The following is a 22,130-nucleotide window of genomic DNA, read 5'->3' as shown; positions in this document are numbered from 1 at the left end:
AGGCGGCCGGCCGGTTGATCCGTTTGGCGCCCTACCTTAAAGGATCAGGCGCATTCAGGTCGAGATTAAAAATTCATCGCATTAGCGGTATTGCAGGAAGACGTTCTCACGCCCGAACTGGTCACGCAGGGCTTGAATCAGCCCGTCCGCCGGGTCGATCGCCCAGTCATTACCAAACTGCAGCATGGCCTTGGCGTCGCTACCGGTGTATTCAAGGGTGATCGGGCAACCGCCACGATGGCGGGTGATCAGTTCACCCAGCCAGCGCAGGCGGTCACCTTTGAGTGCATCATGGGCGACCTTCAGGCGCAGGCTCTCGGCCAGCCGCGTGCGCGCGTCTTCCATGGTCATCACCTGCTTGACGCGCAGGCGCAGACCGCCAGAGAAATCATCGTTACTGACCTCGCCCTCGACCACGACCATGGCATCGTTCTGCAACAGTGCCTGGGCGGCCATGAACGAGTCTGCGAACAGCGAGGCTTCGATGCGTCCGGAGCGGTCATCGAGGGTGACGAAGCCCATCTTGTCACCCTTCTTGTTCTTCATCACGCGCAAGGCAATGATCATCCCGGCCACCGTCTGCACTTCGCGCGACGGTTTCAGGTCGATGATCCGCTGGCGGGCGAAGCGGCGAATTTCGCCTTCGTACTCGTCGATCGGGTGGCCGGTCAGGTACAGCCCCAGCGTGTCCTTTTCCCCTTTCAAGCGCTCTTTGAGGGTCAGCTCGCGCGCCTTGCGGTGGTTGGCATAAACGTCGACATCGGCTTCGACGAACAGCCCGCCAAACAGGTCGATGTGGCCGCTATCGGCGGTCCGCGCGGTCTGCTCGGCCGACTTCACCGCCTCTTCGAGCGCCGACATCAGCGCTGCCCGGTTGCGGTCGATGTTGGCCTGGTAGGCCTTGATCTCGTCGTGGAAGTGCGGCCCGAGGCGATCCAGCGCACCGCTGCGGATCAGTGCATCGAGAGTACGCTTGTTGACCCGCTTGAGGTCGATGCGCTCACAGAAATCGAACAGATCCTTGAACGGCCCGCCGGCACTGCGCGCCTCGACAATGGCCTCCACCGGCCCTTCACCTACACCCTTGATCGCGCCCAGGCCATAAATGATGCGTCCATCGTCGTCGACTGTGAACTTGAACTCGGAGGCGTTCACATCCGGGGCGTCAAGGCGCAGTTTCATGGTGCGCACTTCTTCGATCAGCACCACCACCTTGTCGGTGTTGTGCATATCCGCAGAAAGTACGGCCGCCATGAACGGCGCCGGGTAGTGCGTCTTGAGCCAAGCGGTCTGATAAGAAACCAGGCCGTAGGCGGCCGAGTGCGACTTGTTGAAGCCGTAGCCGGCGAATTTTTCTACCAGATCGAAGATGTTACCGGCCAGATCCGCACTGATGCCGTTGTTGGCACAACCCTCGATGAAGCCGCCACGCTGCTTGGCCATCTCTTCGGGCTTTTTCTTACCCATCGCCCGACGCAGCATGTCAGCGCCGCCGAGGGTGTAGCCGGCCATGACCTGCGCGATCTGCATCACCTGTTCCTGATAAAGGATGATGCCGTAGGTCGGTGCCAATACAGGCTGCAGGCCTTCGTACTGGTAGTCCGGGTGTGGGTAGGCCAGCTCGGCGCGACCGTGTTTACGGTTGATGAAGTCATCAACCATGCCCGACTGCAGTGGGCCTGGGCGGAACAACGCCACCAATGCGATAAGGTCTTCCAGGCAGTCGGGCTTGAGCTTCTTGATCAGCTCTTTCATGCCGCGCGACTCGAGCTGGAATACCGCAGTGGTCTCGGCCTTTTGTAGCAGCTCGTAGGTTTTCTTGTCGTCCAGCGGGATGAAGTCGATGTTCAGATCGGGCAAGCCTTCCTTGGCCTGCTCGCGGTTGATCGTCTCCATCGCCCACTTGATGATGGTCAGGGTGCGCAGGCCGAGGAAGTCGAACTTGACCAGCCCCGCCGCCTCGACGTCGTCCTTGTCGAACTGGGTTACCAGGCCGCCGCCCTCTTCGTCACAGGCGATCGGCGAAAAGTCGGTGAGCTTGGTCGGTGCGATAACCACACCACCCGCGTGCTTGCCGGTACCGCGGCAGACGCCCTCGAGCTTGAGGGCCATGTCCCAGATCTCGCGGCCATCCTCGTCGCTCTTGAGGAAGTCGCGCAGCACCTCCTCCTGCTCGTAGGCCTTTTCCAGGGTCATGCCGACTTCGAACGGGATCATCTTCGACAGACGATCAGCCAGCCCGTAGGACTTGCCCTGCACCCGCGCCACATCGCGCACCACCGCTTTCGCAGCCATGGTGCCAAAGGTGATGATCTGGCTTACCGCGTTACGCCCGTAGGCGTCGGCGACGTACTCGATGACTCGGTCGCGGCCATCCATGCAGAAGTCGACGTCGAAGTCGGGCATCGATACCCGCTCAGGGTTGAGGAAGCGCTCGAACAGCAGGTCGTAGGCCAGCGGGTCTAGGTCGGTGATCTTCAACACGTAGGCGACCAGCGAACCGGCACCCGAACCCCGGCCAGGGCCGACCGGTACACCGTTGTTCTTGGCCCACTTGATGAAGTCCATAACGATCAGGAAGTAACCGGGGAAGCCCATTTGGATGATGATATCCAGCTCGAACTTGAGCCGGTCCAGATAGACCTGACGCTTGGCCTCGTAGTCCTCGGTAGTGTCCTTGGGCAGGATCACCGTCAGCCGTTCTTCCAGGCCCTCGTGGGAAACGTGGCGCAAGTAGTCATCGATGCCCATGCCATTGGGCGTCGGGAAGTCGGGCAGGAAGTGCTTGCCCAGTTGCACCTCGATGTTGCAGCGCTTGGCGATTTCCACCGTATTGGCCACGGCGTCGGGCAGGTCGCTGAACAGCTCGACCATCTCTTCCTGGCTTTTCAGGTATTGCTGATCGCTGTACAGGCGCGGTCGGCGCGGGTCGTCGAGGGTCCAGCCCTCACCGATGCAGACGCGGGTTTCGTGGGCGTCAAAATCAGTCTGTTTGATGAAGCGCACATCGTTGGTCGCGACCAGCGGCGCGCCAACCCGGTCAGCCAGGGCTACAGCGGCGTGCAGGTAGTCTTCATCACCAGGACGATTGGTGCGCTGCAGCTCGACGTAGAAGCGCCCGGGGAACATGCCCAGCCAGTCGCGCAGCAAGGCTTCGGCCTCTGCGCTGCGGCCGCTGAGCAGGGCCATGCCGATATCCCCTTCGCGGGCGGCAGACAGCGCGATCAAGCCTTCGCTGGCCGGGGCTATCCAGTCGCGCTGGATGACCACCAAGCCATTGCGCTGGCCGTCGACCCAGCCGCGCGAAATCAATTCGGTGAGGTTGCGATAACCCTTGGGGTTCATCGCCAGGAAGCAGATACGCGACAATGGCGCTTCCGGATCAGCCCCGGCCAGCCACAAATCGGCGCCGCAAATCGGCTTGATGCCGCTGCCCATCGCGCTCTTGTAGAACTTCACCAACGAGCACATGTTGCTCTGGTCGGTAATCGCCACTGCCGGCATGTTCAGTCCGGCCAAGGCCTTGGCCAGCGGCTTGATCCGCACCAGGCCATCGACCAGGGAGAATTCGGAGTGCACACGAAGGTGAACGAAAGAAACCGACATGTAAGGGGGCCTATAGCAGAGCAGCGGACAAGCGCGGGATTGTACCGCAAATGTGAACGGCTGCGCTGCCACGTGACGGCCTGCAGGGTCGCAGCGCGACCCGCGCAGGCGATCAGATCAGTGAGGTAGGCACGCCCGCGCGCGCTTCCCAGGCCACCCGCACCGGCGCGAAGGAGCGCCTGTGGATCGGCGTAGGCCCAAGCCGGGCAAGTGCCTCAAGGTGCACGGGGGTCGGATAGCCTTTGTGACTACCCATACCGTAGCCGGGGTAGATCAACTCGAAGGCGCTCATCTCGCGGTCGCGGGTGACCTTGGCCAGGATCGACGCGGCAGCGATCGCAGGCACCTTGGCGTCGCCCTGCACCACTGGGGCGGATGGCACAGCCAGCACCGGGCAGCGATTGCCATCGATCAAGGCAAGCTTGGGCGTGATGCTCAAGCCCTCGACCGCGCGCTGCATGGCCAGCATGGTGGCATGGAGAATGTTCAGCCGGTCGATTTCATCAACCTCAGCCCGCGCAATGCAAAAGCTCAGGGCTTTTTCGCAGATTTCGTCGAACAACGCTTCGCGCCTGGCTTCGGTGAGCTTCTTGGAGTCGTTCAAGCCGAGGATCGGCCGCCGTGGATCGAGGATCACCGCTGCCGTAACCACCGCACCGCAGAGTGGCCCGCGGCCAACTTCGTCGACGCCTGCAACGAGTTCTTCGACCAGGTTGAAATCCAGTCCCAGCTGCATCTAGCGTCGCTCCAACAAGGCCAGCACTGCGTCCGCCGCCTGGTTCGAGGCGTCACGGCGGAGGGTGCGGTGAATCTGATCAAAGCTGTCAGTCTGATGCCGACCATCGGCAAGTAACGGTGCCAGGGTCTGCGCCAGGGCCTCGCTGGTGGCGGCGTCCTGCAGCAGTTCCGGCACCAACATGCGCTGCGCCAACAGATTGGGCAGCGACACATAGGGGCTTTTGACCATGCGTTTGAGAATCCAGTAGGTCAGCGGCGCCAGGCGATAGGCGACAACCATTGGCCGCTTGTACAGCATCGCTTCCAGCGTAGCGGTACCCGACGCAATCAGCACTGCATCGCAGGCGGCCAGTGCCTGATGTGACTGACCATCAAGCAGAGTCAGCGGCAGGTCGCGACCTGCCAGCATCTGCTCGATCTGCTCACGGCGGGTCTGGTTGGCGCAGGGCAAGACAAACCGCACACCCGGGATCAACTGCTGCAAACGCTCGGCGGCCTCCAGGAACAGCGCACCCAGCCGGCCGACTTCGCCGCCGCGGCTGCCGGGCATCAATGCCACCAGCGGCCCGGCGGGCAGGCCCAGCTCGGCACGAGCGGCTTGACGGTCAGCCTCCAGCGGAATCGTATCGGCCAGCGGATGGCCGACAAAGCGCACCGGTACACCCTGCTCTTCATAGAAGCGCGCCTCGAATGGCAGCAGGGTCAGCATCAGGTCGCAGCCTTCGCGGATCTTCAGCACCCGCTTCTGCCGCCAGGCCCAGACCGACGGGCTGACGTAGTGCACGGTCTTGATGCCGTGCTGGCGCAGTTTCAGTTCAATATTGAGGGTGAAGTCGGGTGCATCGATGCCGATGAACACATCGGGCTTCGCGTCAAGCAGGGTCTCGATCAGCAGTTTGCGTCGCTTGAGCAGCTCACGCAGACGCCCGAGCACCTCAACCAGACCCATCACTGCCAGGCGCTCCATGGGGAAGTAGGACTGCATGCCCTCGGCCTCCATCAACGGGCCGCCGACACCGATAAAGCGCACACCAGGATGGCGCGCCTTGAGTGCGCGCATCAAACCGGAGCCAAGGATATCGCCGCTGGCCTCACCTGCGACCAACGCTACACAAAGCTCACTCATATCAGCGGGTGATGCCGCGAGCGGAGCTCTGGATGGAGGCACGGAACAGCTCGACCTCAGGGTGCAATGCAGCCAACTCCTGCAACTCGTTGATAGCCTCGTCAGCCGTCAAGCCCTGGCGATAGACCATTTTGTAGGCCTTGCGCAGCGCGAGGATGACTTCATCGCTGAATCCACGCCGACGCATGCCTTCGAAGTTCATGCTGCGGGCTTCGGCCGGGCTGCCAAATACAGTGACGAACGCGGGTACGTCCTTGCCGATCGCGGTGCCCATGCCGGAAAACGCGTGAGCGCCGATGTGGCAGTACTGATGAACCAGGGTGTAACCAGACAGAATTGCCCAGTCGCCCACATGCACATGGCCAGCCAGCGCTGTGTTGTTGACCAGAATGCAATTGTTGCCGATCACACTGTCATGGCCGATGTGGGCATAGGCCATGATCAAATTGTGATCGCCGAGGGTGGTTTCAGCACGGTCCTGAACGGTTCCGCGGTGAATGGTCACGCCTTCGCGGATCACGTTGTGGTCGCCGATCACCAGACGCGTCGCTTCACCCTTGTACTTGAGGTCAGGGGTGTCTTCGCCAATCGAGGAAAACTGGTAGATACGGTTGTTCTTGCCGATCCGGGTCGGCCCTTTGAGTACCACATGTGGGCCGATTACTGTGCCCTCCCCGATTTCGACATCGGGACCAATGATCGACCAGGGGCCCACCTCGACACCGTCCGCCAGCCTGGCAGAAGGATCGACGATAGCCCGCGGATCAATTGAATTCATAGGGAGCGTTCCGCACAGGTAATCTGCGCCGAGCATACCGGCTTGCCGTCAACCAGGGCACGGCACTCAAACTTCCAGATCATGCTCTTGCGGCTGAGGAACTTGGCTTCCAGGACCAACTGGTCGCCTGGCAACACTGGCTGACGGAAGCGTAGCTTGTCGGAGCCAACGAAGTAGTACAGCGTGCCGTCTGCCGGCTTGGCATCGAGCATCTTGAACCCGAGAATCCCGGCTGCCTGGGCCATGGCTTCGATGATCAGCACGCCTGGCATGATCGGGTGGGCCGGGAAGTGGCCATTGAAGAACGGCTCGTTGATGCTGACATTCTTGTAGGCACGAATGCTCTGGGCCTCGAAGTCCAGCTCCGTGACCCGGTCCACCAGCAGGAACGGGTAACGGTGAGGCAGGTATTCGCGAATCTCGTTGATGTCCATCATTTCGGGGGGAAGCCTGTAGTAAGAATAGGGAGCGCAGGTGCTGACCACACGCTCCTTTAGCAATCCAATAGAGGAGCCAGCTAGCAACGGATCACTCTTGGCTCAGGAAATGGTATCAGCCTTCTGATGTCGGCTGGCCACCTGAGGTCACGGTCTCGAAGCGTTTTTCCATCTGCTGCAGGCGTTTGGCCATATCGTCGAGCTGGCGAATCCGCGCCGCACTCTTGCGCCAATCACCCAGCGGCTGCATGGCCGTGCCGGAAGAATAGGCACCCGGCTCGGTGATCGAACGGGTAACCATGGTCATGCCGGAGACGAACACGTTGTCGCAGACATCGATATGGCCAACCATGCCGACACCGCCAGCAATGGTGCAATGCTTGCCAATGCGGGTACTGCCAGAGATGCCGACACACGCGGCCATAGCCGTGTGATCGCCAATCTGCACGTTGTGCGCGATCTGGATCTGGTTGTCGAGCTTGACCCCGTTGCCGATCTGGGTATCCGCCAATGCACCGCGGTCTACCGCAGTATTGACGCCGATCTCGACATCATCACCGATGCTCACACCGCCGATCTGGGCAATCTTGCGCCAGACGCCCTTCTCATTGGCAAAGCCGAAGCCCTCGCCGCCGATCACCGCACCGGACTGAATCGTCACCCGCGCACCAATGGTCACGTCGTGATACAGCGTGACCCGCGGGGCCAGCCAGCCGCCTTCGCCAATCACACAGCGCGCACCAATGAAGCAGTGCGCACCCACGGTGACATTGGCAGCGATGCGCGCACCGCTCTCGATCACCGCAAACGGCCCAATGCTGGCACTGGCATCGACCTGAGCGTCATCAGCAACCACGGCGCTGGGGTGAATCCCCGCTACAGCCTTGGGCTTTGGGTCGAACAGGTGAGAGATGCGCGCGTAAGCCAGATACGGGTCGGCGACGATCACGGCGTTGCCGGCGAAGCCTTCGGCGTCTGCTGCCTTGAGCAGAACCGCAGAAGCCTGAGAATTGTCCAGGTACTTGCGGTACTGCGGGTTGGCGAGAAAGCTCAATTGCCCGGGACCGGCCTCCTGCAAGGTGGCCAGCCCGGTAATCTGCAGCGCCTCGGGCCCCTTGAGGGTAGCGCCGAGCGCCTCGGCCAATTGGCCGAGCGTCATGGTCACGGTCATATCAACGGGCTTGGTTCATGCGCTCGATGACTTGGCGAGTGATGTCGTACTGCGGTTTGACATCGATCACTGCGCCGCGCTCGAGTACCAGGTCAAAGCCGCCTTTCTTGATCACTTCTTCAACAGCACCGTCTAGCTTCGGCTTGAGCTGCTTGAGCATGTCACGGTCGGCAACGGCCTTGGCTTCGTTGAGTTCCTTGGACTGGAACTGGAAGTCACGGGCTTTTTGCTTGAACTCGAGCTCAAGACGCTCACGCTCTTGCTGCTGCATCTTGTCGCCGCCTTTGAGCAGACGGTCCTGGATGCCTTTGGCGCTGCTTTCCAGGCCCTTGAGCTTGGTCAGTTGCGGGCCGAACTTCTTCTCGGCATCGACGGCGTAACGCTTGGCGGCGTCCGACTCGAGCAGTGCCATCTGATAGTTCAGCACAGCCACTTTCATTTCGGCGAAAGCGGGGGTGGCGACCAGCGCCGCAGCCACGAAGGCCAGTTGGGTCAACTTACGCACGATGCACTCCTGGAGAATCCGTTGTCGTTAAGCACGGGGCCGACCTTAGAAGGTCTGCCCCAGAGAGAATTGGAACACCTGGGTTTCGGCTTCTGCCGGCTTCTTGATCGGCATTGCCAAACTGAAGCTCAACGGGCCCAGCGCAGTGATCCAGGTTACGCCCAGGCCAACCGAACTGGCCATGTCCGAGAAGCCGACCTTGGTGCAATCAGGCTTGGAACCGCAGTTGGTGTCGAACACGTTACCCACGTCCCAGAACACGGAGGTGCGCAGCGAGCGCTGGTCCTTGACGAACGGCAGCGGGAACAGCAACTCGACACCACCCTGGACCAGCACGTTGCCACCGAAGGCCAACGGATCCTGATCGGGGTCAGCCGCGGTACCCGGACGGTTACCCTTGCTCGGCGTACTGCGCGGGCCGAGGGTGTTGTCCTTGAAGCCACGTACCGAGTTGAAACCACCGGCGTAGTAGTTCTCGTAGAACGGCAGACCAGAGGTACTGCCATAACCGTCACCGTAACCCAGCTCAGTGTGCAGACGCAGGGTGTAATCGTTGGACAGCGGCTTGAACAGCTGGCCACGGTAGTCCAGTTTGTAGAACGACAGGTCGCTGCCCGGCACGGTGCTTTCCAGGGTCAGGCTCTGGGAGTGACCACGGGTAGCCAGTACACCTTTGTTCAGGGTCGATTCGGACCAGCCGACAGACGCCTTGAAGTTGAGGAAGTTGTCGCCCTCTTTGTCGACGAAGTCGAAGATCTCGTCAACGGTGTAGCGACCGGTCTTCAGCTTGTCCTGCTGCACGCTCAGGCCGTAGGTCAGACGCGATGTCTCGCTGATCGGGTAACCGACGCTGACACCGGCACCCAGGCTGTCTACTGCATAGCTGGCCACGTCGACGTCGAGGTCGTCGTAGTCGGTGCTGCGGTAGAAGGCGTTGTAGCCCAGGCTGACGCCATCGGCCGTCCAGTAGGGGTCAACGAAGCCAAAGTTGTAGCGGGTCTGGTATTCGCTGCGGGTCAAACCGATCGAAACCTTGTTACCGGTACCGAGGAAGTTGGTCTGGCTGATCGAACCACCGAGGATCAAACCGGCGCTCTGGGCGAAGCCGACGCTGGCGGTGATCGAACCGGAGGCCTGCTCTTCAACGCTGTAGTTGACGTCGACCTGGTCATCGGTACCCGGCACAGGCGGGGTCTCGACGTTGACTTCCTTGAAGAAGCCCAGACGCTCAAGGCGAGTCTTGGACTGGTCGATCAGGTAGGTCGAAGCCCAGCCGCCTTCCATCTGACGCATTTCGCGACGCAGCACTTCATCTTCGGTCTTGGTGTTGCCGCGGTAGTTGATGCGGTTGACGTAGGCACGCTTGCCCGGGTCGACCACGAACATGATGTCGACGGTGTGGTCTTCATCGTGCGCCTGCGGCACGCCGTTGACGTTGGCGAAGGTATAGCCTTCGTTACCCAGACGACGGGTGATCAGGTCAGACGTGGTGGTCATCACCTTGCGCGAGAAGACCTGGCCTGGCTGCACCAGCAGCAGCGACTGGACCTGGTCTTCCGGAACCTTGAGGTCACCGGACAGCTTCACGTCACGAACGGTGTACTTCTCACCTTCGTTGATGTTGACGGTGATGTAGACGTGCTTCTTGTCCGGGGTGATCGACACCTGGGTAGAAGCGATGTCCATGTTGATGTAGCCGCGGTCCAGGTAGTAGGAGCGCAGACGCTCGAGGTCACCGGAGAGTTTTTCGCGGGCATACTTGTCGTCGTTCTTGAAGAACGACAACCAGTTGGTGGTTTTCAGCTCGAACAGCTGGCCGAGTTCGTCATCATCGAACACGGTGTTGCCCACCACGTTGATGTGCTGGATCGCGGCAACCGTGCCTTCGTTGATGTTGATCTTCAGGCCAACCCGGTTACGCGGCTGTGGCACGACTTCAGCTTCGACCTCGGCCGAGTAGCGGCCCTGGGCCACGTACTGACGTTGCAGTTCGTTACGCACACCCTCGAGGGTGGCGCGCTGGAAGATCTCGCCTTCGGCCAGACCAGACTGCTTCAGACCTTTCATCAGGTCCTCAGTGCTGATCGCCTTGTTGCCTTCGATCTCGATGCTGGCTACCGACGGACGTTCGACCACATTGATGATCAAGACGTTGCCGTCGCGGCTCAGCTGGATATCCTGGAAGAAGCCAGTCTTGAACAGCGAGCGGGTGGAATCCACCAGGCGACGGTCGTCAGCCTGATCGCCCACGTTCAGAGGCAGTGCGCCGAACACGCTGCCGGCGGAAACCCGCTGCAGGCCGTTGACGCGGATATCGGAGATGGTGAAGGACTCAGCGTGAACTTCAGCGATCATCAGTGCGGAGAGGACCGCAGTTAGCAGCAGACGTTTCATGAAGTCCTTTTATTCCAACTGGCAATAAACAACCCGCCGCAAAAAGGCGGCAGGTTTGCAATTGAGCGAAGCTTTATAGTCGACCCAGATCGTTGATCAGGGCGAGCAACATCACCCCTATGACCAAACTTATACCGATCTGGACCCCCCAACCTTGCACCCGATCCGACAGCGGACGGCCGCGTGCCAACTCGATCAGGTAGAACAACAGATGCCCCCCATCCAGTACTGGAATGGGCAGCAGGTTCAGAACCCCCAGGCTTATGCTCAGGTAGGCCAGGAAATTCAGGAAATCCCCAACGCCCGACTGGGCTGAAGCGCCCGCCACTTTAGCAATGGTTATCGGTCCGCTCAAGTTTTTTACCGAGAGCTCGCCGAACAGCATTTTCTTCAACGACTCAAGGGTCAGAATGCTCATGTTCCAGGTCCGCGTCAGGCCTTCGCCCATCGCGGCCAGCGGCCCATAGCTGACTTCGCGCAGCATCGTCGCCGGCCATTCGCCACCTTTGACCCCTGCCCCGAGGTAACCACCGGAGGCCTGGCCTTCGCCTTTGCGCGCCAGGGTTACCGCGACATTCAGCACCGCAGCATCGCGCTCGATCCGCAGCTGCACCTTGGCCTCTGGGCGGGCACGCACGCTGTCGACCACTTGTTGCCAGTCGTTAAGGGCAATGTCATCCAGGCTCAGCAGCTTGTCACCGGTTTTCAGCCCCGCTGCCGCCGCCGGCCCGTTCGGGTCGATTTCGGCCAGTACCGGGGCAATCACCGGGCGCCACGGGCGCAGACCCAGCGACTGGATCGGATCGGGTTCATCCGCCCCGCGCAGCCACTGGTTCAAGTTGATCTCGTGTTGCTTCTCGGCAGTGCTGCCCTCGTCCAGCACACCCACGCGCAGGGTGCCGCTCTCGCCAAGGCGGCGCACCAGTTGCAGGTTGACCGCAGACCAGCCATTGGTCGCCTTGCCGTCCACCGAGACGATTTCCTGGCCAGCAGCGAGGCCGGCACTGGCGGCCAGGCTACCCGCCTCGACCGCACCGATGACCGGCCGTACCTGCTGGGTGCCAAGCATGGCCAGCAGCCAGAAGAACACGATTGCCAGGAGAAAGTTGGCGATCGGCCCAGCGGCGACAATGGCGATGCGCTGGCCGACCGGCTTGCGATTGAATGACTGCTCGATCAGCGCCGGCGGCACTTCGCCCTCGCGCTCGTCGAGCATCTTCACGTAACCGCCCAGCGGAATGGCCGCAACCACGAATTCCGTGCCATGCCGGTCGTGCCAGCGCAGCAGCGGGGTGCCGAAGCCTACCGAGAAACGCAGCACCTTGACCCCGCAACGGCGCGCAACCCAGAAATGACCAAATTCATGGAAGGTGACCAGCACGCCCAACGCAACCAGGGTACCGATGATCATGTAGAGCGCAGTCATATCCATCTCCGAAAGACGTTCAGGACAACCCTGGAGCGAGCACGCATCAGCGGCCGTTCCGCCGCAGCCATTCCCGGGACAGCTCCCGCGCGCGCTGGTCGGCAGCAAACACCGCATCCAGCGACGTCAGTGGCACAACTGGCTCCTGTTCGAGCACCTGCTCGATCATACCCGCGATCTCCGGGAAGCGGATACGCCGCTGCAAAAATGCCTCAACTGCCACTTCATTGGCCGCATTGAGTACCGCAGGTGCACTGTCGCCGGCTTCTGCCGCCTGACGCGCCAGGCGCAGGCAGGGGAAGCGTTGCGGGTCGGGCGCCTGGAAATCCAGCCGAGCAATGGCAAACAGGTCAAGCGGGGCAACGCCGGAGTCGATCCGCTCTGGCCAGGCCAGCGCATTGGCAATCGGCGTGCGCATGTCGGGATTACCCAACTGGGCGAGCACCGAACCATCGACGTAATCCACCAATGAGTGGATCACGCTTTGCGGATGCACCACGACTTCGACCTGAGCTGGCGCAGCATCGAACAGCCAGCACGCCTCGATCAGCTCGAGGCCCTTGTTCATCATGCTCGCCGAGTCGACCGAAATCTTGCGCCCCATCGACCAGTTGGGATGGGCACAGGCCTGCTCGGGCGTGACTGCTTCAAGCTGCGCCGATGGCGTTTCGCGGAACGGCCCGCCGGAGGCCGTCAGCAAGATGCGGCGCACGCCAACTGCACCCAGACCACGCGCATAATCGCCGGGCAAGCATTGGAAAATAGCATTGTGCTCGCTGTCGATCGGCAGCAACACCGCGCCACTGCGCCGCACTGCGTCCATGAACAACGCGCCGGACATAACCAGCGCTTCCTTGTTGGCGAGCAGGACCTTCTTGCCGGCCTCAACCGCCGCCAGGGTTGGACGCAAGCCAGCAGCACCGACGATCGCAGCCATTACCGCGTCGACTTCGCTGGCTGCAGCCACCTGACACAGGCCGGCCTCGCCTTCGAGCACCTCGGTAGCACTGCCCGCCGCCGCCAGATCCGCACGCAGGCGCAGCGCAGCGTCAGCGCTTGGTACCACAGCAAACGCTGGGCTATGGCGCAAACACAGCGCCAGCAGCTGCTCGACCTGGGAATAACCGCTGAGCGCAAATACCTGGTAGCGCTCTGGGTGACGGCCAATCACGTCAAGCGTGCTCAGACCAATCGAACCGGTAGCGCCAAGCACCGTGATCCGTTGCCTACGGCTCACATGACACCCCATTCAGCGGCCCACAGCAGCACGGCGAACATCGGGATGGCAGCGGTCAGGCTGTCAATGCGGTCAAGCACACCACCATGGCCAGGCAGCAGGTTGCTGCTGTCCTTGATGCCTTCGCGGCGCTTGAACATGCTTTCAGTGAGATCACCCACCACTGAAGCCATCACCACCACTACCGCACCCAGCAGCCCCAACAGCAGCTGGCCGATGCTCCAGTCACGCACCAGGCCTACGCCCAAGGCGATCAGCAGGCTGACGGCAAGGCCGCCATACACGCCTTCCCAGCTCTTGCCGGGGCTGACGTGAGGGGCCAGCTTGCGCTTGCCGAACGCGCGACCGGAAAAGTACGCACCGATGTCGGCAGACCACACCAGCACCATCACCGAGAGAATCAGGAAGTTGCCCAGCGGCCAGTGCTTGAGCAACACCAGGCCTTGCCAGGCCGGCAGCAGCACCAGCAAGCCGATCAGCAGGCGGCAGGCGGCACTCGACCACAGTTCGCTGCTGCGCGGGTAGGTCAGCACCAGCCAGGTCGCCAACCCCCACCAGATCACCGCTGCGCCGAGCACCCAAGGCGCCAGTTCGGGCAACAGGTACAGCAGCATCAACGCCGCAGCCACCACAGCGGCATAAGCGATGCGCATTGGTTGAGCCATCAAGCCGGCCAGACGCGCCCATTCCCAGGCGCCCAAGGTGACCACACAGCCGATGAACAGGGCGAAGTCGCCGCCCTGCAGAAGAAAGAATCCAGCCAGTGCAATCGGCAGCAGGATCAGCGCAGTAATGATGCGTTGTTTAAGCATTAAGCACGAGCTCCAGCCTCGACCTGCTCGCTGGTTTTCCCGAAGCGGCGTTGGCGCGAAGCGAAATCGGCCAGCGCGGTACGCATGGCCTCGTGTTTGAAGTCCGGCCAGAACAGGTCGGAGAAATACAGCTCGGCGTAGGCCAGCTGCCACAACAGGAAGTTACTGATGCGATGCTCGCCGCCGGTACGAATACACAAGTCAGGCAGCGGCAGGTCGCCCGTCGACAGACAGGCCTGCAACAACCCCGGAGTTATGTCGTCCGGGCGCAGATGCCCAGCCTGAACCTCACGGGCCAGCCGTTGCGCTGCCTGGGCGATATCCCACTGACCACCATAATTGGCAGCGACCTGCAGGATGAAGCGATTGCTGCCGGCGGTTGCCGCTTCGGCCTCGCGCATGGCGGCCTGCAGCTCCGGATGAAAGCGGCTGCGATCACCGATGATGCGCAGGCTGATGTTGTTGTCATTGAGGCGCCGGGCTTCGCGGCGCAAGGCCGTGAAAAACAACTCCATCAATGCGCCGACTTCATCGGCCGGGCGTTGCCAGTTTTCACTGGAGAAGGCGAACAGGGTCAGGACTTCGACACCCGCCTCGGCACATACTTCAATCACCGCGCGCACAGCATCCACGCCAGCTTTATGCCCGGCAACACCGGGCAGCAGACGCTTCTTCGCCCAGCGATTGTTGCCGTCCATGATGATCGCGACGTGACGCGGCACCCCTGACGGCGCCGCTTGCTTGGTCTTTTCCATGAAGAGAACCCTGGCCTCAGACGGCCATCAGGTCCTTTTCCTTCGCCTTCACGGCAGTCTCGATATCCGCGACGAACTTGTCGGTCAGCTTCTGGATGTCATCAGCCGCACGACGCTCTTCGTCTTCGCTGATTTCCTTTTCCTTGACCAGGTCCTTGAGCTGGCTGAGCGCATCACGACGGATGTTGCGCACGGCGACACGGCCATCTTCGGCAGCTTCACGGGCCTGCTTGGTGAAGCCCTTGCGGGTTTCTTCGGTAAGGGCTGGCATGGTGATCAGCAGCAGCTCGCCCAGGTTGGTCGGGTTCAGGTTGAGGCCTGCGCTACCGATAGCCTTGTCGACCGCGCTGAGCATGTTGCGCTCGAAAGCAACGACCTGCAGGGTGCGCGAATCCTTGACGGTGATGCTGGCCACTTGCTTGATCGGCGTATCCGCACCGTAGTACGGCACCATCACGCCTTCGAGAATGCTTGGGTGAGCAACACCGGTGCGGATGCGGCTGAACGCATGCTGGAGCGATTCCAGCGACTTGGTCATACGTTCCTGAGCATCTTTCTTGATTTCGTTGATCATGCTTGGCCTTCCTCGATCAAAGTACCTTCAGCGCCACCCACCACGATATTCAGCAGGGCGCCAGGCTTGTTCATGTTGAATACACGCAATGGCATCTTGTGGTCGCGACACAGACAGATTGCGGTCAGGTCCATCACACCCAGCTTGCGATCCAGAACCTCATCATAGGTGAGGCGATCGAACTTCTCGGCGTGCGGGTCCTTGAATGGATCGGCAGTGTACACACCGTCGACCTTGGTCGCCTTCAACACCACATCTGCATCGATTTCGATGCCGCGCAGGCAGGCTGCGGAGTCGGTGGTGAAGAACGGGTTGCCGGTACCGGCGGAGAAAATTACCACATCCCCGGAGTTGAGGTGGCGAATAGCTTTGCGACGATCGTAATGGTCGGTGACGCCGACCATGGAGATAGCCGACATGACCAGTGCCGGGATGTTCGAACGCTCGAGGGCGTCGCGCATGGCCAGGCCATTCATCACCGTGGCGAGCATGCCCATGTGGTCGCCGGTAACCCGATCCATGCCGGCGGCGCTGAGCGCTGCACCGCGGAACAGGTTGCCGCCGCCGATGACCAGGCCCACCTGGACACCGATGCCGACCAGCTGCCCCACTTCGAGGGCCATGCGGTCCAACACTTTCGGGTCGATCCCGAACTCTTCCGAGCCCATCAGGGCCTCGCCGCTAAGTTTGAGCAAAATGCGTTTATAGCGAGGTTGGCGACCACTCACCTGCTGAGCCATTGCGAGTCTCTCCTGCGGCGTTTTTAAGAAAATTCTGCGCGGGCTGGGTTACAGCCAGCTAACTGTAGCGTGGCGCTGCTTCAGCGCCAGCGGTACCAGGCCGGATAAACCTGGTGCCGGTTTGACAAAGAGGCTGCGCGCGTGAGCGGGCAGCCTCTTTGGGGCGACAGACGAGGCTGTCTTACTGCTTGGCAGCAGCCAGCTGGGCGGCAACTTCTTCAGCGAAGTTGTCGACCGGCTTCTCGATGCCTTCGCCTACTTTGAAGTAGGTGAAGGAAACGATTTCAGCACCGGCTTTCTTGGCCAGTTCGCCGACTTTGATCTCCGGGTTCATGACGAAAGCTTGCTCTTTCAGCGAGGCTTCAGCTTTGAACTTGGTGATACGACCGTTGATCATGTTCTCAACGATGTTTTCCGGCTTGCCGGCGATCTTGTCAGCGTTCAACTGCAGGAACACAGCCTTCTCGCGCTCGATGGCCTCGGCGGAGATTTCCGACGAATCGAGGAACTCAGGGTTCGACGCAGCAACGTGCATGGCGATTTCTTTGGCCAGCTGAACATCGCCGCCCTTCAGAACAACCGCAACACCGATCTTGTTGCCGTGCAGGTAGGCACCAACAACGTCACCCTCAACGCGCACCAGGCGACGGATGTTGACGTTCTCACCAACCTTGGCGACCAGTGCTTCACGCGCCGATTCGCGCGCAGCGATCAGCGGGGCAGCGTCGGTCAGCTTGTCGTTGAAAGCCTGTTCCACGCTTTCAGCAACGAAGTTTTTGAAGTCGTCTTGCAGAGCCAGGAAGTCGGTCTGCGAGTTCACTTCCAGCAGGACGGCGGACTTGTCGTCGGCCTTGATGGCGATAGCGCCTTCAGCGGCAACGTTGCCAGCCTTTTTGGCGGCCTTGATGGCGCCGGAGGCACGCATGTCGTCAATGGCTTTTTCGATATCGCCGTCAGCCTTTTCCAAGGCTTTCTTGCAATCCATCATGCCTTCGCCGGTACGCTCGCGCAGTTCTTTGACCAGCGCTGCAGTAATTGCTGCCATTTCAAAATCCTCTTGGAAAGTTTTTCAACCATTCCACCCGCTCGTCACGGGCGTTCAATTCTGCTAATCCACTGTCTTGTTGCCAGCAGGAGGTCATCATGCGGCGGTATTGCTGACAGGAGGATTTCAGGTGGCAAAAAGGGGGCCAAGCCCCCTTTTTGCGTGCCAAGTAGACGCCAGGCGTCAATTACTCAGCAGCTGGTGCCGCTGCTTCTTCAACATAGACTTCGGTGCCGCCAGCAACATGGTTGCGGCCGCGGATGATGGCGTCAGCCATCGAAGCCATGTACAGCTCGATTGCGCGGATGGCGTCATCGTTGCCTGGGATGATGTAATCAACACCTTCCGGGCTGCTGTTGGTATCGACAACGCCGATAACCGGGATGCCCAGCTTGTTGGCTTCGGTGATCGCGATGCGCTCGTGATCAACGTCGATGACGAACAGTGCGTCAGGCAGACCGCCCATGTCCTTGATACCACCCAGGCTGCGGTCCAGTTTCTCCAGATCGCGCGAACGCATCAGAGCTTCTTTCTTGGTCAGCTTGGCGAAGGTACCGTCTTCAGCCTGGACTTCAAGATCACGCAGACGCTTGATCGAAGCGCGGATGGTCTTGTAGTTGGTCAGCATGCCGCCCAACCAGCGGTGGTCGACGTATGGCGAACCACTGCGAGCAGCGTGCTCGGCGACCAGTTTGCCGGCGGAACGCTTGGTGCCGACGAACAGGATCTTGTTTTTGCCCTGGGCCAGGCGCTCGACGAACGACAGAGCGTCGTTGAACATCGGCAGGGTTTTTTCCAGGTTGATGATGTGAATCTTGTTACGCGCGCCGAAAATGTATTTACCCATTTTCGGGTTCCAGTAACGGGTCTGGTGACCGAAGTGCACACCGGCCTTCAGCATATCGCGCATATTGACTTGGGACATGATTGTTCCTTGATAAGTCGGGTTGGGCCTCCACGTATCCCAATGACCAACCCACGTCGCCGAAGCGGTCGGGGCACCCAGGTCATCGTGTCGACACGTGTGTGGGTTAAGGCAGTCGAGGTCGTCCCCGAAAGCGGCGCACTTTATACCACAGACTCGGCGCTGACGGAACTGCAATCCTGTCGCGTCCGTCAGTGCTTTTTGCAGCGGGCCCGCAATCGCGCCAAAATGCCTCATATAGAGAGCCGCCAGCGGGCCTTTCTGCCGACAGATGGGCGCCTCGCTCTGGTAGAATCTGGCCTTTCCCGTTTGTTCGCGCCCTGCACGGCGCCGTAGAGAGCCTGTCAATGACCGTTACCATCAAGACTGCAGAAGACATCGAAAAGATGCGCATCGCCGGCCGCCTGGCCGCTGAAGTGCTGGAGATGATCGAGCCACACGTCAAGCCCGGCGTTACCACCGAAGCGCTCGACCGCCTGTGCCACGACTACATCGTCAACATTCAGCAGGCCATCCCGGCCCCGCTCAACTACAAAGGCTACCCGAAGTCGATCTGCACCTCGATCAATCACGTGGTCTGCCATGGCATCCCCAACGACAAGCCGTTGAAGGATGGCGACACGCTGAACATCGACGTGACCGTGATCAAGGACGGTTACCACGGCGATACCAGCCGCATGTTCCATGTCGGCACCGTGCCGGTGTGGGCCGAGCGCCTGTCCCAGGTCACCCAGGAATGCATGTACAAGGCGATCGAGCTGGTCAAGCCGGGCTGCCGTCTGGGCGACATCGGCGAAGTGATCCAGAAGCACGCCGAGAAGAACGGTTTTTCGGTGGTGCGCGAGTTCTGCGGTCACGGCATTGGCAAGGTTTTCCATGAAGAACCGCAGATCCTGCACTACGGCCGTGCCGGCACCGGCATGGAACTCAAGGAAGGCATGACCTTCACCATCGAGCCGATGATCAATCAGGGCAAGGCCGACACCAAAGTACTGGGCGACGGCTGGACGGCCATCACCAAGGACCGCAAGCTGTCGGCGCAGTGGGAGCACACCCTGGTGGTTACCGCGACCGGTTACGAGATCTTCACCCTGCGCAAAGACGACACCATCCCCCGCAAGTCGGCCTAACACTTTCAGGAAAGCGACTCGATGCCCCAGGTGGATCCCGAGCTGTTCGACCGCGGCCAGTTCCAGGCGGAACTGGCGCTCAAGGCAAGCCCCATCGCTGCCTTCAAGAAGGCTATCCGCCTGGCCCGCGAGGTGCTCGATCGGCGCTTTCGCGAAGGCCGTGACATCCGCCGGCTGATCGAAGATCGCGCCTGGTTCGTCGACAACATCCTGCAACAGGCCTGGAGCCAGTTCGACTGGCAACCACCCGAAGCGATCGCCCTGATCGCCGTGGGCGGCTATGGCCGCGGCGAACTGCACCCGTACTCGGACATCGACCTGCTGATTCTGCTCGACGGCGCCCAGCACGAGCAGTATCGCGACGCCATCGAACAGCTACTGACCCTGCTCTGGGACATCGGCCTTGAAGTCGGCCAGAGCGTGCGCAGTGTCGACGAGTGCGTCGAGCAGGCCCGCGCCGACCTGACGGTGATCACCAACCTGATGGAAAGCCGCACCATTTGCGGCCCCGAAGCCCTGCGTCAGCGCATGCTCGAGGCCACCAGTACCTCGCACCTGTGGCCGAGCAAGGAGTTCTTCCTGGCCAAGCGCGCCGAACTCAAGGCCCGCCACCACAAGTACAACGACACCGAATACAACCTCGAACCCAACGTCAAGGGCTCGCCCGGCGGCCTGCGTGATATCCAGACCGTGCTTTGGGTCGCGCGCCGCCAGTACGGCACCTTGAACCTGCACGCCCTGGCCGGCGAAGGCTTCCTGTTGGAAAGCGAAAACGAACTGCTGGCATCGTCCCAGGCGTTTGTCTGGCGGGTGCGCTATGCCCTGCACATGCTCGCCGGCCGCGCCGAAGACCGCCTGCTGTTCGATCACCAGCGCAGCATCGCCGCCTTGCTCGGCTTCAGCGACGAAAACCCCAAGCGTGCCATCGAGCAGTTCATGCAGCAGTACTATCGGGTGGTGATGAGCATCAGCCAGCTCTGCGACCTGATCATCCAGCATTTCGAAGAAGTGATTCTGGCGGATGAAGACAGCGGCACCACCCAGCCGCTCAACGCCCGCTTCCGGCTGCATGATGGCTACATCGAGGCCGCCCATCAGAACGTGTTCAAGCGCACCCCGTTTGCCATGCTCGAGATGTTCGTGCTGATGGCCCAGCACCCCGAAATCAAGGGCGTGCGCGCCGATACCGTGCGCCTGCTGCGTGCCCATCGACACTTGATCGACGATGACTTTCGCAACGATATCCGCAACACCAGCCTGTTCATCGAGCTGTTCAAGTGCGAGATCGGCATCCACCGCAACCTGCGCCGGATGAACCGCTACGGCATTCTTGGCCGTTACCTGCCCGAGTTCGGCCTGATCGTCGGGCAGATGCAGCATGACCTGTTCCACATCTATACGGTCGATGCGCATACGCTCAACCTGATCAAGCACCTGCGCAAATTGCAGTACACCCCGGTTTCAGAGAAATTCCCGCTGGCCAGCAAGCTCATGGGCCGCCTGCCCAAACCCGAGCTGATCTACCTGGCCGGGCTCTATCACGACATCGGCAAGGGCCGTCAGGGCGACCACTCCGAGCTCGGCGCAGTCGATGCGCAGGCGTTCGGCGAACGCCACCAGCTGCCGACCTGGGACACTCGGCTGATCGTCTGGCTGGTGCGCAACCATCTGATGATGTCGACCACGGCCCAGCGCAAGGACCTCTCCGACCCGCAGGTGATCAATGATTTTGCCCTGCACGTCGGCGATGAAACGCGCCTCGACTATCTCTACGTACTGACCGTTGCCGACATCAACGCGACCAACCCGACGCTGTGGAACTCCTGGCGCGCCAGCCTGCTGCGCCAGCTTTACAGCGAGACCAAGCGCGCACTGCGCCGCGGCCTGGAAAACCCGCTCGACCGCGAAGAGCAGATCCGCCAGACACAAAGCGCTGCGCTGGACATCCTGATCCGCGAAGGCACCGACCCGGACGACGTCGAGCAGCTCTGGTCGCAACTGGGTGACGACTACTTCCTCAAGCACACCGCCGCCGACGTCGCCTGGCACAGCGATGCAATCCTGCAGCAGCCGGCTGACGGCGGCCCGCTGGTGCTGATCAAGGAAACCACCCAGCGCGAGTTCGAAGGTGGCACGCAGATCTTCATCTATGCGCCCGACCAGCACGACTTCTTTGCCGTGACGGTGGCGGCGATGTCGCAGCTGAACCTGAACATCCACGACGCGCGCATCATCACTTCGAGCAGCCAGTTCACCCTCGACACCTACATCGTGCTGGACAACGACGGCGGCTCGATCGGCGACAATCCGCAGCGGGTCAAGCAGATTCGCGATGGTTTGACCGAAGCCTTGCGCAACCCGGAAGACTACCCGACCATCATCCAGCGGCGAGTCCCGCGTCAGCTCAAGCACTTCACCTTTGCGCCGCAGGTAACCATCCTCAATGATGCCCAGCGCGCGGTGACCATTCTCGAGATCACGGCTCCCGACCGGCCTGGCCTGCTGGCACGGATCGGGCGGATCTTCCTCGAGTTCGACCTGTCGCTGCAAAACGCCAAGATCGCCACTCTCGGCGAGCGGGTCGAAGACGTGTTCTTCATTACCGACGCCAACAACCAGCCGCTGTCCGACCCGCAACTGTGCAGCCGCCTGCAAGAAGCGCTGGTCCAGCAGTTGCAGCCCAGCCAAGGCAGCGACAACAGCCCTGCCCGCCTGACTATCTAGATGATTG

18 protein-coding genes are annotated in these 22,130 nt (G+C 61.0%); 2 read left to right on the top strand and 16 right to left on the bottom strand.

Annotated features, from left to right (window positions below):
* Positions 1-81: 81 nt before the first annotated feature.
* The 16 genes from dnaE to rpsB all read right to left on the bottom strand — a co-directional run bounded on the left by dnaE (position 82) and on the right by rpsB (position 18,269).
* On the bottom strand, positions 82-3,606 hold the full coding sequence (dnaE, locus tag K3F44_RS01260) for a DNA polymerase III subunit alpha (RefSeq protein WP_220633208.1): 3,525 nt from the start codon (positions 3,604-3,606) through the stop codon (positions 82-84).
* Between the two features lie 112 nt (positions 3,607-3,718).
* Positions 3,719-4,342, bottom strand: coding sequence for a ribonuclease HII (gene rnhB, locus K3F44_RS01255; RefSeq protein WP_220633207.1), 624 nt, complete (start codon positions 4,340-4,342; stop codon positions 3,719-3,721).
* The gene (lpxB, locus tag K3F44_RS01250; protein WP_220633206.1) at positions 4,343-5,470 is read right to left on the bottom strand and encodes a lipid-A-disaccharide synthase; all 1,128 of its coding nucleotides are present in this window, start codon (positions 5,468-5,470) and stop codon (positions 4,343-4,345) included. It lies immediately after the preceding gene.
* Position 5,471: 1 nt separating this feature from the next.
* Positions 5,472-6,248 carry an acyl-ACP--UDP-N-acetylglucosamine O-acyltransferase gene (lpxA, locus tag K3F44_RS01245; RefSeq protein ID WP_101317262.1) on the bottom strand — a complete coding sequence of 259 codons (777 nt, stop codon included), beginning with the start codon at positions 6,246-6,248 and terminating at the stop codon, positions 5,472-5,474.
* Complete coding sequence (gene fabZ, locus K3F44_RS01240) at positions 6,245-6,685, bottom strand: 3-hydroxyacyl-ACP dehydratase FabZ (protein WP_101317259.1); 441 nt, start codon at positions 6,683-6,685, stop codon at positions 6,245-6,247. Before fabZ ends, lpxA begins: the two co-directional genes overlap by 4 nt.
* Before the next feature lie 115 nt (positions 6,686-6,800).
* Positions 6,801-7,856, bottom strand: a complete 1,056-nt coding sequence (gene lpxD, locus K3F44_RS01235) for a UDP-3-O-(3-hydroxymyristoyl)glucosamine N-acyltransferase (protein ID WP_220633205.1) — start codon at positions 7,854-7,856, stop codon at positions 6,801-6,803.
* Position 7,857: 1 nt separating this feature from the next.
* A complete protein-coding gene (locus K3F44_RS01230; protein WP_101317254.1) occupies positions 7,858-8,361 on the bottom strand; it encodes an OmpH family outer membrane protein in 504 nt (167 codons plus the stop codon).
* Positions 8,362-8,406: 45 nt separating this feature from the next.
* Complete coding sequence (gene bamA, locus K3F44_RS01225) at positions 8,407-10,755, bottom strand: outer membrane protein assembly factor BamA (RefSeq protein ID WP_101317252.1); 2,349 nt, start codon at positions 10,753-10,755, stop codon at positions 8,407-8,409.
* Positions 10,756-10,828: 73 nt separating this feature from the next.
* The gene (gene rseP, locus K3F44_RS01220) at positions 10,829-12,181 is read right to left on the bottom strand and encodes an RIP metalloprotease RseP (protein ID WP_188035526.1); all 1,353 of its coding nucleotides are present in this window, start codon (positions 12,179-12,181) and stop codon (positions 10,829-10,831) included.
* 46 nt (positions 12,182-12,227) lie between these two features.
* Positions 12,228-13,418 (bottom strand): 1-deoxy-D-xylulose-5-phosphate reductoisomerase, encoded by a 1,191-nt coding sequence (ispC, locus tag K3F44_RS01215; protein WP_101317249.1) that lies wholly within the window; start codon positions 13,416-13,418, stop codon positions 12,228-12,230.
* Entirely contained in the window at positions 13,415-14,230 is an 816-nt protein-coding gene (locus K3F44_RS01210; RefSeq protein ID WP_101317247.1) for a phosphatidate cytidylyltransferase, read from the bottom strand. Before K3F44_RS01210 ends, ispC begins: the two co-directional genes overlap by 4 nt.
* Positions 14,230-14,985, bottom strand: a complete 756-nt coding sequence (uppS, locus tag K3F44_RS01205; protein WP_103436325.1) for a polyprenyl diphosphate synthase — start codon at positions 14,983-14,985, stop codon at positions 14,230-14,232. The genes K3F44_RS01210 and uppS overlap by 1 nt, the downstream gene beginning before the upstream one ends.
* Before the next feature lie 16 nt (positions 14,986-15,001).
* Positions 15,002-15,559, bottom strand: coding sequence for a ribosome recycling factor (gene frr, locus K3F44_RS01200; protein ID WP_101317243.1), 558 nt, complete (start codon positions 15,557-15,559; stop codon positions 15,002-15,004).
* The gene (gene pyrH, locus K3F44_RS01195) at positions 15,556-16,299 is read right to left on the bottom strand and encodes a UMP kinase (RefSeq protein WP_101317241.1); all 744 of its coding nucleotides are present in this window, start codon (positions 16,297-16,299) and stop codon (positions 15,556-15,558) included. Before pyrH ends, frr begins: the two co-directional genes overlap by 4 nt.
* A gap of 181 nt (positions 16,300-16,480) precedes the next feature.
* Positions 16,481-17,344: a translation elongation factor Ts gene (gene tsf / locus K3F44_RS01190; RefSeq protein WP_101317239.1), complete on the bottom strand. Its 864-nt coding sequence runs from the start codon at positions 17,342-17,344 to the stop codon at positions 16,481-16,483.
* 187 nt (positions 17,345-17,531) lie between these two features.
* Positions 17,532-18,269, bottom strand: coding sequence for a 30S ribosomal protein S2 (gene rpsB / locus K3F44_RS01185; protein ID WP_101317236.1), 738 nt, complete (start codon positions 18,267-18,269; stop codon positions 17,532-17,534).
* A gap of 347 nt (positions 18,270-18,616) precedes the next feature.
* On the opposite strand from rpsB, the gene map reads away from it, so the two are divergent.
* Both map and K3F44_RS01175 read left to right on the top strand, forming a co-directional pair.
* Positions 18,617-19,399, top strand: a complete 783-nt coding sequence (gene map / locus K3F44_RS01180) for a type I methionyl aminopeptidase (protein ID WP_188035524.1) — start codon at positions 18,617-18,619, stop codon at positions 19,397-19,399.
* 21 nt (positions 19,400-19,420) lie between these two features.
* Entirely contained in the window at positions 19,421-22,123 is a 2,703-nt protein-coding gene (locus K3F44_RS01175; RefSeq protein WP_101317232.1) for a [protein-PII] uridylyltransferase, read from the top strand.
* Positions 22,124-22,130: the final 7 nt, after the last annotated feature.

Origin of the sequence: Pseudomonas sp. S07E 245 (assembly GCF_019599025.1) — a bacterium.
Taxonomy (GTDB): domain Bacteria; phylum Pseudomonadota; class Gammaproteobacteria; order Pseudomonadales; family Pseudomonadaceae; genus Aquipseudomonas; species Aquipseudomonas shirazensis.
The sequence above is the reverse complement of the archived record's forward strand: the minus strand, read 5'-3'. Positions and strand labels throughout refer to the sequence as shown.

Excerpts from the sequence above, each read along its gene's own strand:
- frr (WP_101317243.1), bottom strand. The coding sequence starts at position 15,559 with ATGATCAACGAAATCAAGAAAGATGCTCAGGAACGTATGACCAAGTCG.
- dnaE (WP_220633208.1), bottom strand. The coding sequence starts at position 3,606 with ATGTCGGTTTCTTTCGTTCACCTTCGTGTGCACTCCGAATTCTCCCTG.
- fabZ (WP_101317259.1), bottom strand. The coding sequence starts at position 6,685 with ATGATGGACATCAACGAGATTCGCGAATACCTGCCTCACCGTTACCCG.
- lpxA (WP_101317262.1), bottom strand. The coding sequence starts at position 6,248 with ATGAATTCAATTGATCCGCGGGCTATCGTCGATCCTTCTGCCAGGCTG.
- rseP (WP_188035526.1), bottom strand. The coding sequence starts at position 12,181 with ATGACTGCGCTCTACATGATCATCGGTACCCTGGTTGCGTTGGGCGTG.
- pyrH (WP_101317241.1), bottom strand. The coding sequence starts at position 16,299 with ATGGCTCAGCAGGTGAGTGGTCGCCAACCTCGCTATAAACGCATTTTG.
- map (WP_188035524.1), top strand. The coding sequence starts at position 18,617 with ATGACCGTTACCATCAAGACTGCAGAAGACATCGAAAAGATGCGCATC.
- rpsB (WP_101317236.1), bottom strand. The coding sequence starts at position 18,269 with ATGTCCCAAGTCAATATGCGCGATATGCTGAAGGCCGGTGTGCACTTC.
- K3F44_RS01175 (WP_101317232.1), top strand. The coding sequence starts at position 19,421 with ATGCCCCAGGTGGATCCCGAGCTGTTCGACCGCGGCCAGTTCCAGGCG.
- uppS (WP_103436325.1), bottom strand. The coding sequence starts at position 14,985 with ATGGAAAAGACCAAGCAAGCGGCGCCGTCAGGGGTGCCGCGTCACGTC.
- rnhB (WP_220633207.1), bottom strand. The coding sequence starts at position 4,342 with ATGCAGCTGGGACTGGATTTCAACCTGGTCGAAGAACTCGTTGCAGGC.
- bamA (WP_101317252.1), bottom strand. The coding sequence starts at position 10,755 with ATGAAACGTCTGCTGCTAACTGCGGTCCTCTCCGCACTGATGATCGCT.
- K3F44_RS01210 (WP_101317247.1), bottom strand. The coding sequence starts at position 14,230 with ATGCTTAAACAACGCATCATTACTGCGCTGATCCTGCTGCCGATTGCA.
- tsf (WP_101317239.1), bottom strand. The coding sequence starts at position 17,344 with ATGGCAGCAATTACTGCAGCGCTGGTCAAAGAACTGCGCGAGCGTACC.
- lpxD (WP_220633205.1), bottom strand. The coding sequence starts at position 7,856 with ATGACCGTGACCATGACGCTCGGCCAATTGGCCGAGGCGCTCGGCGCT.
- lpxB (WP_220633206.1), bottom strand. The coding sequence starts at position 5,470 with ATGAGTGAGCTTTGTGTAGCGTTGGTCGCAGGTGAGGCCAGCGGCGAT.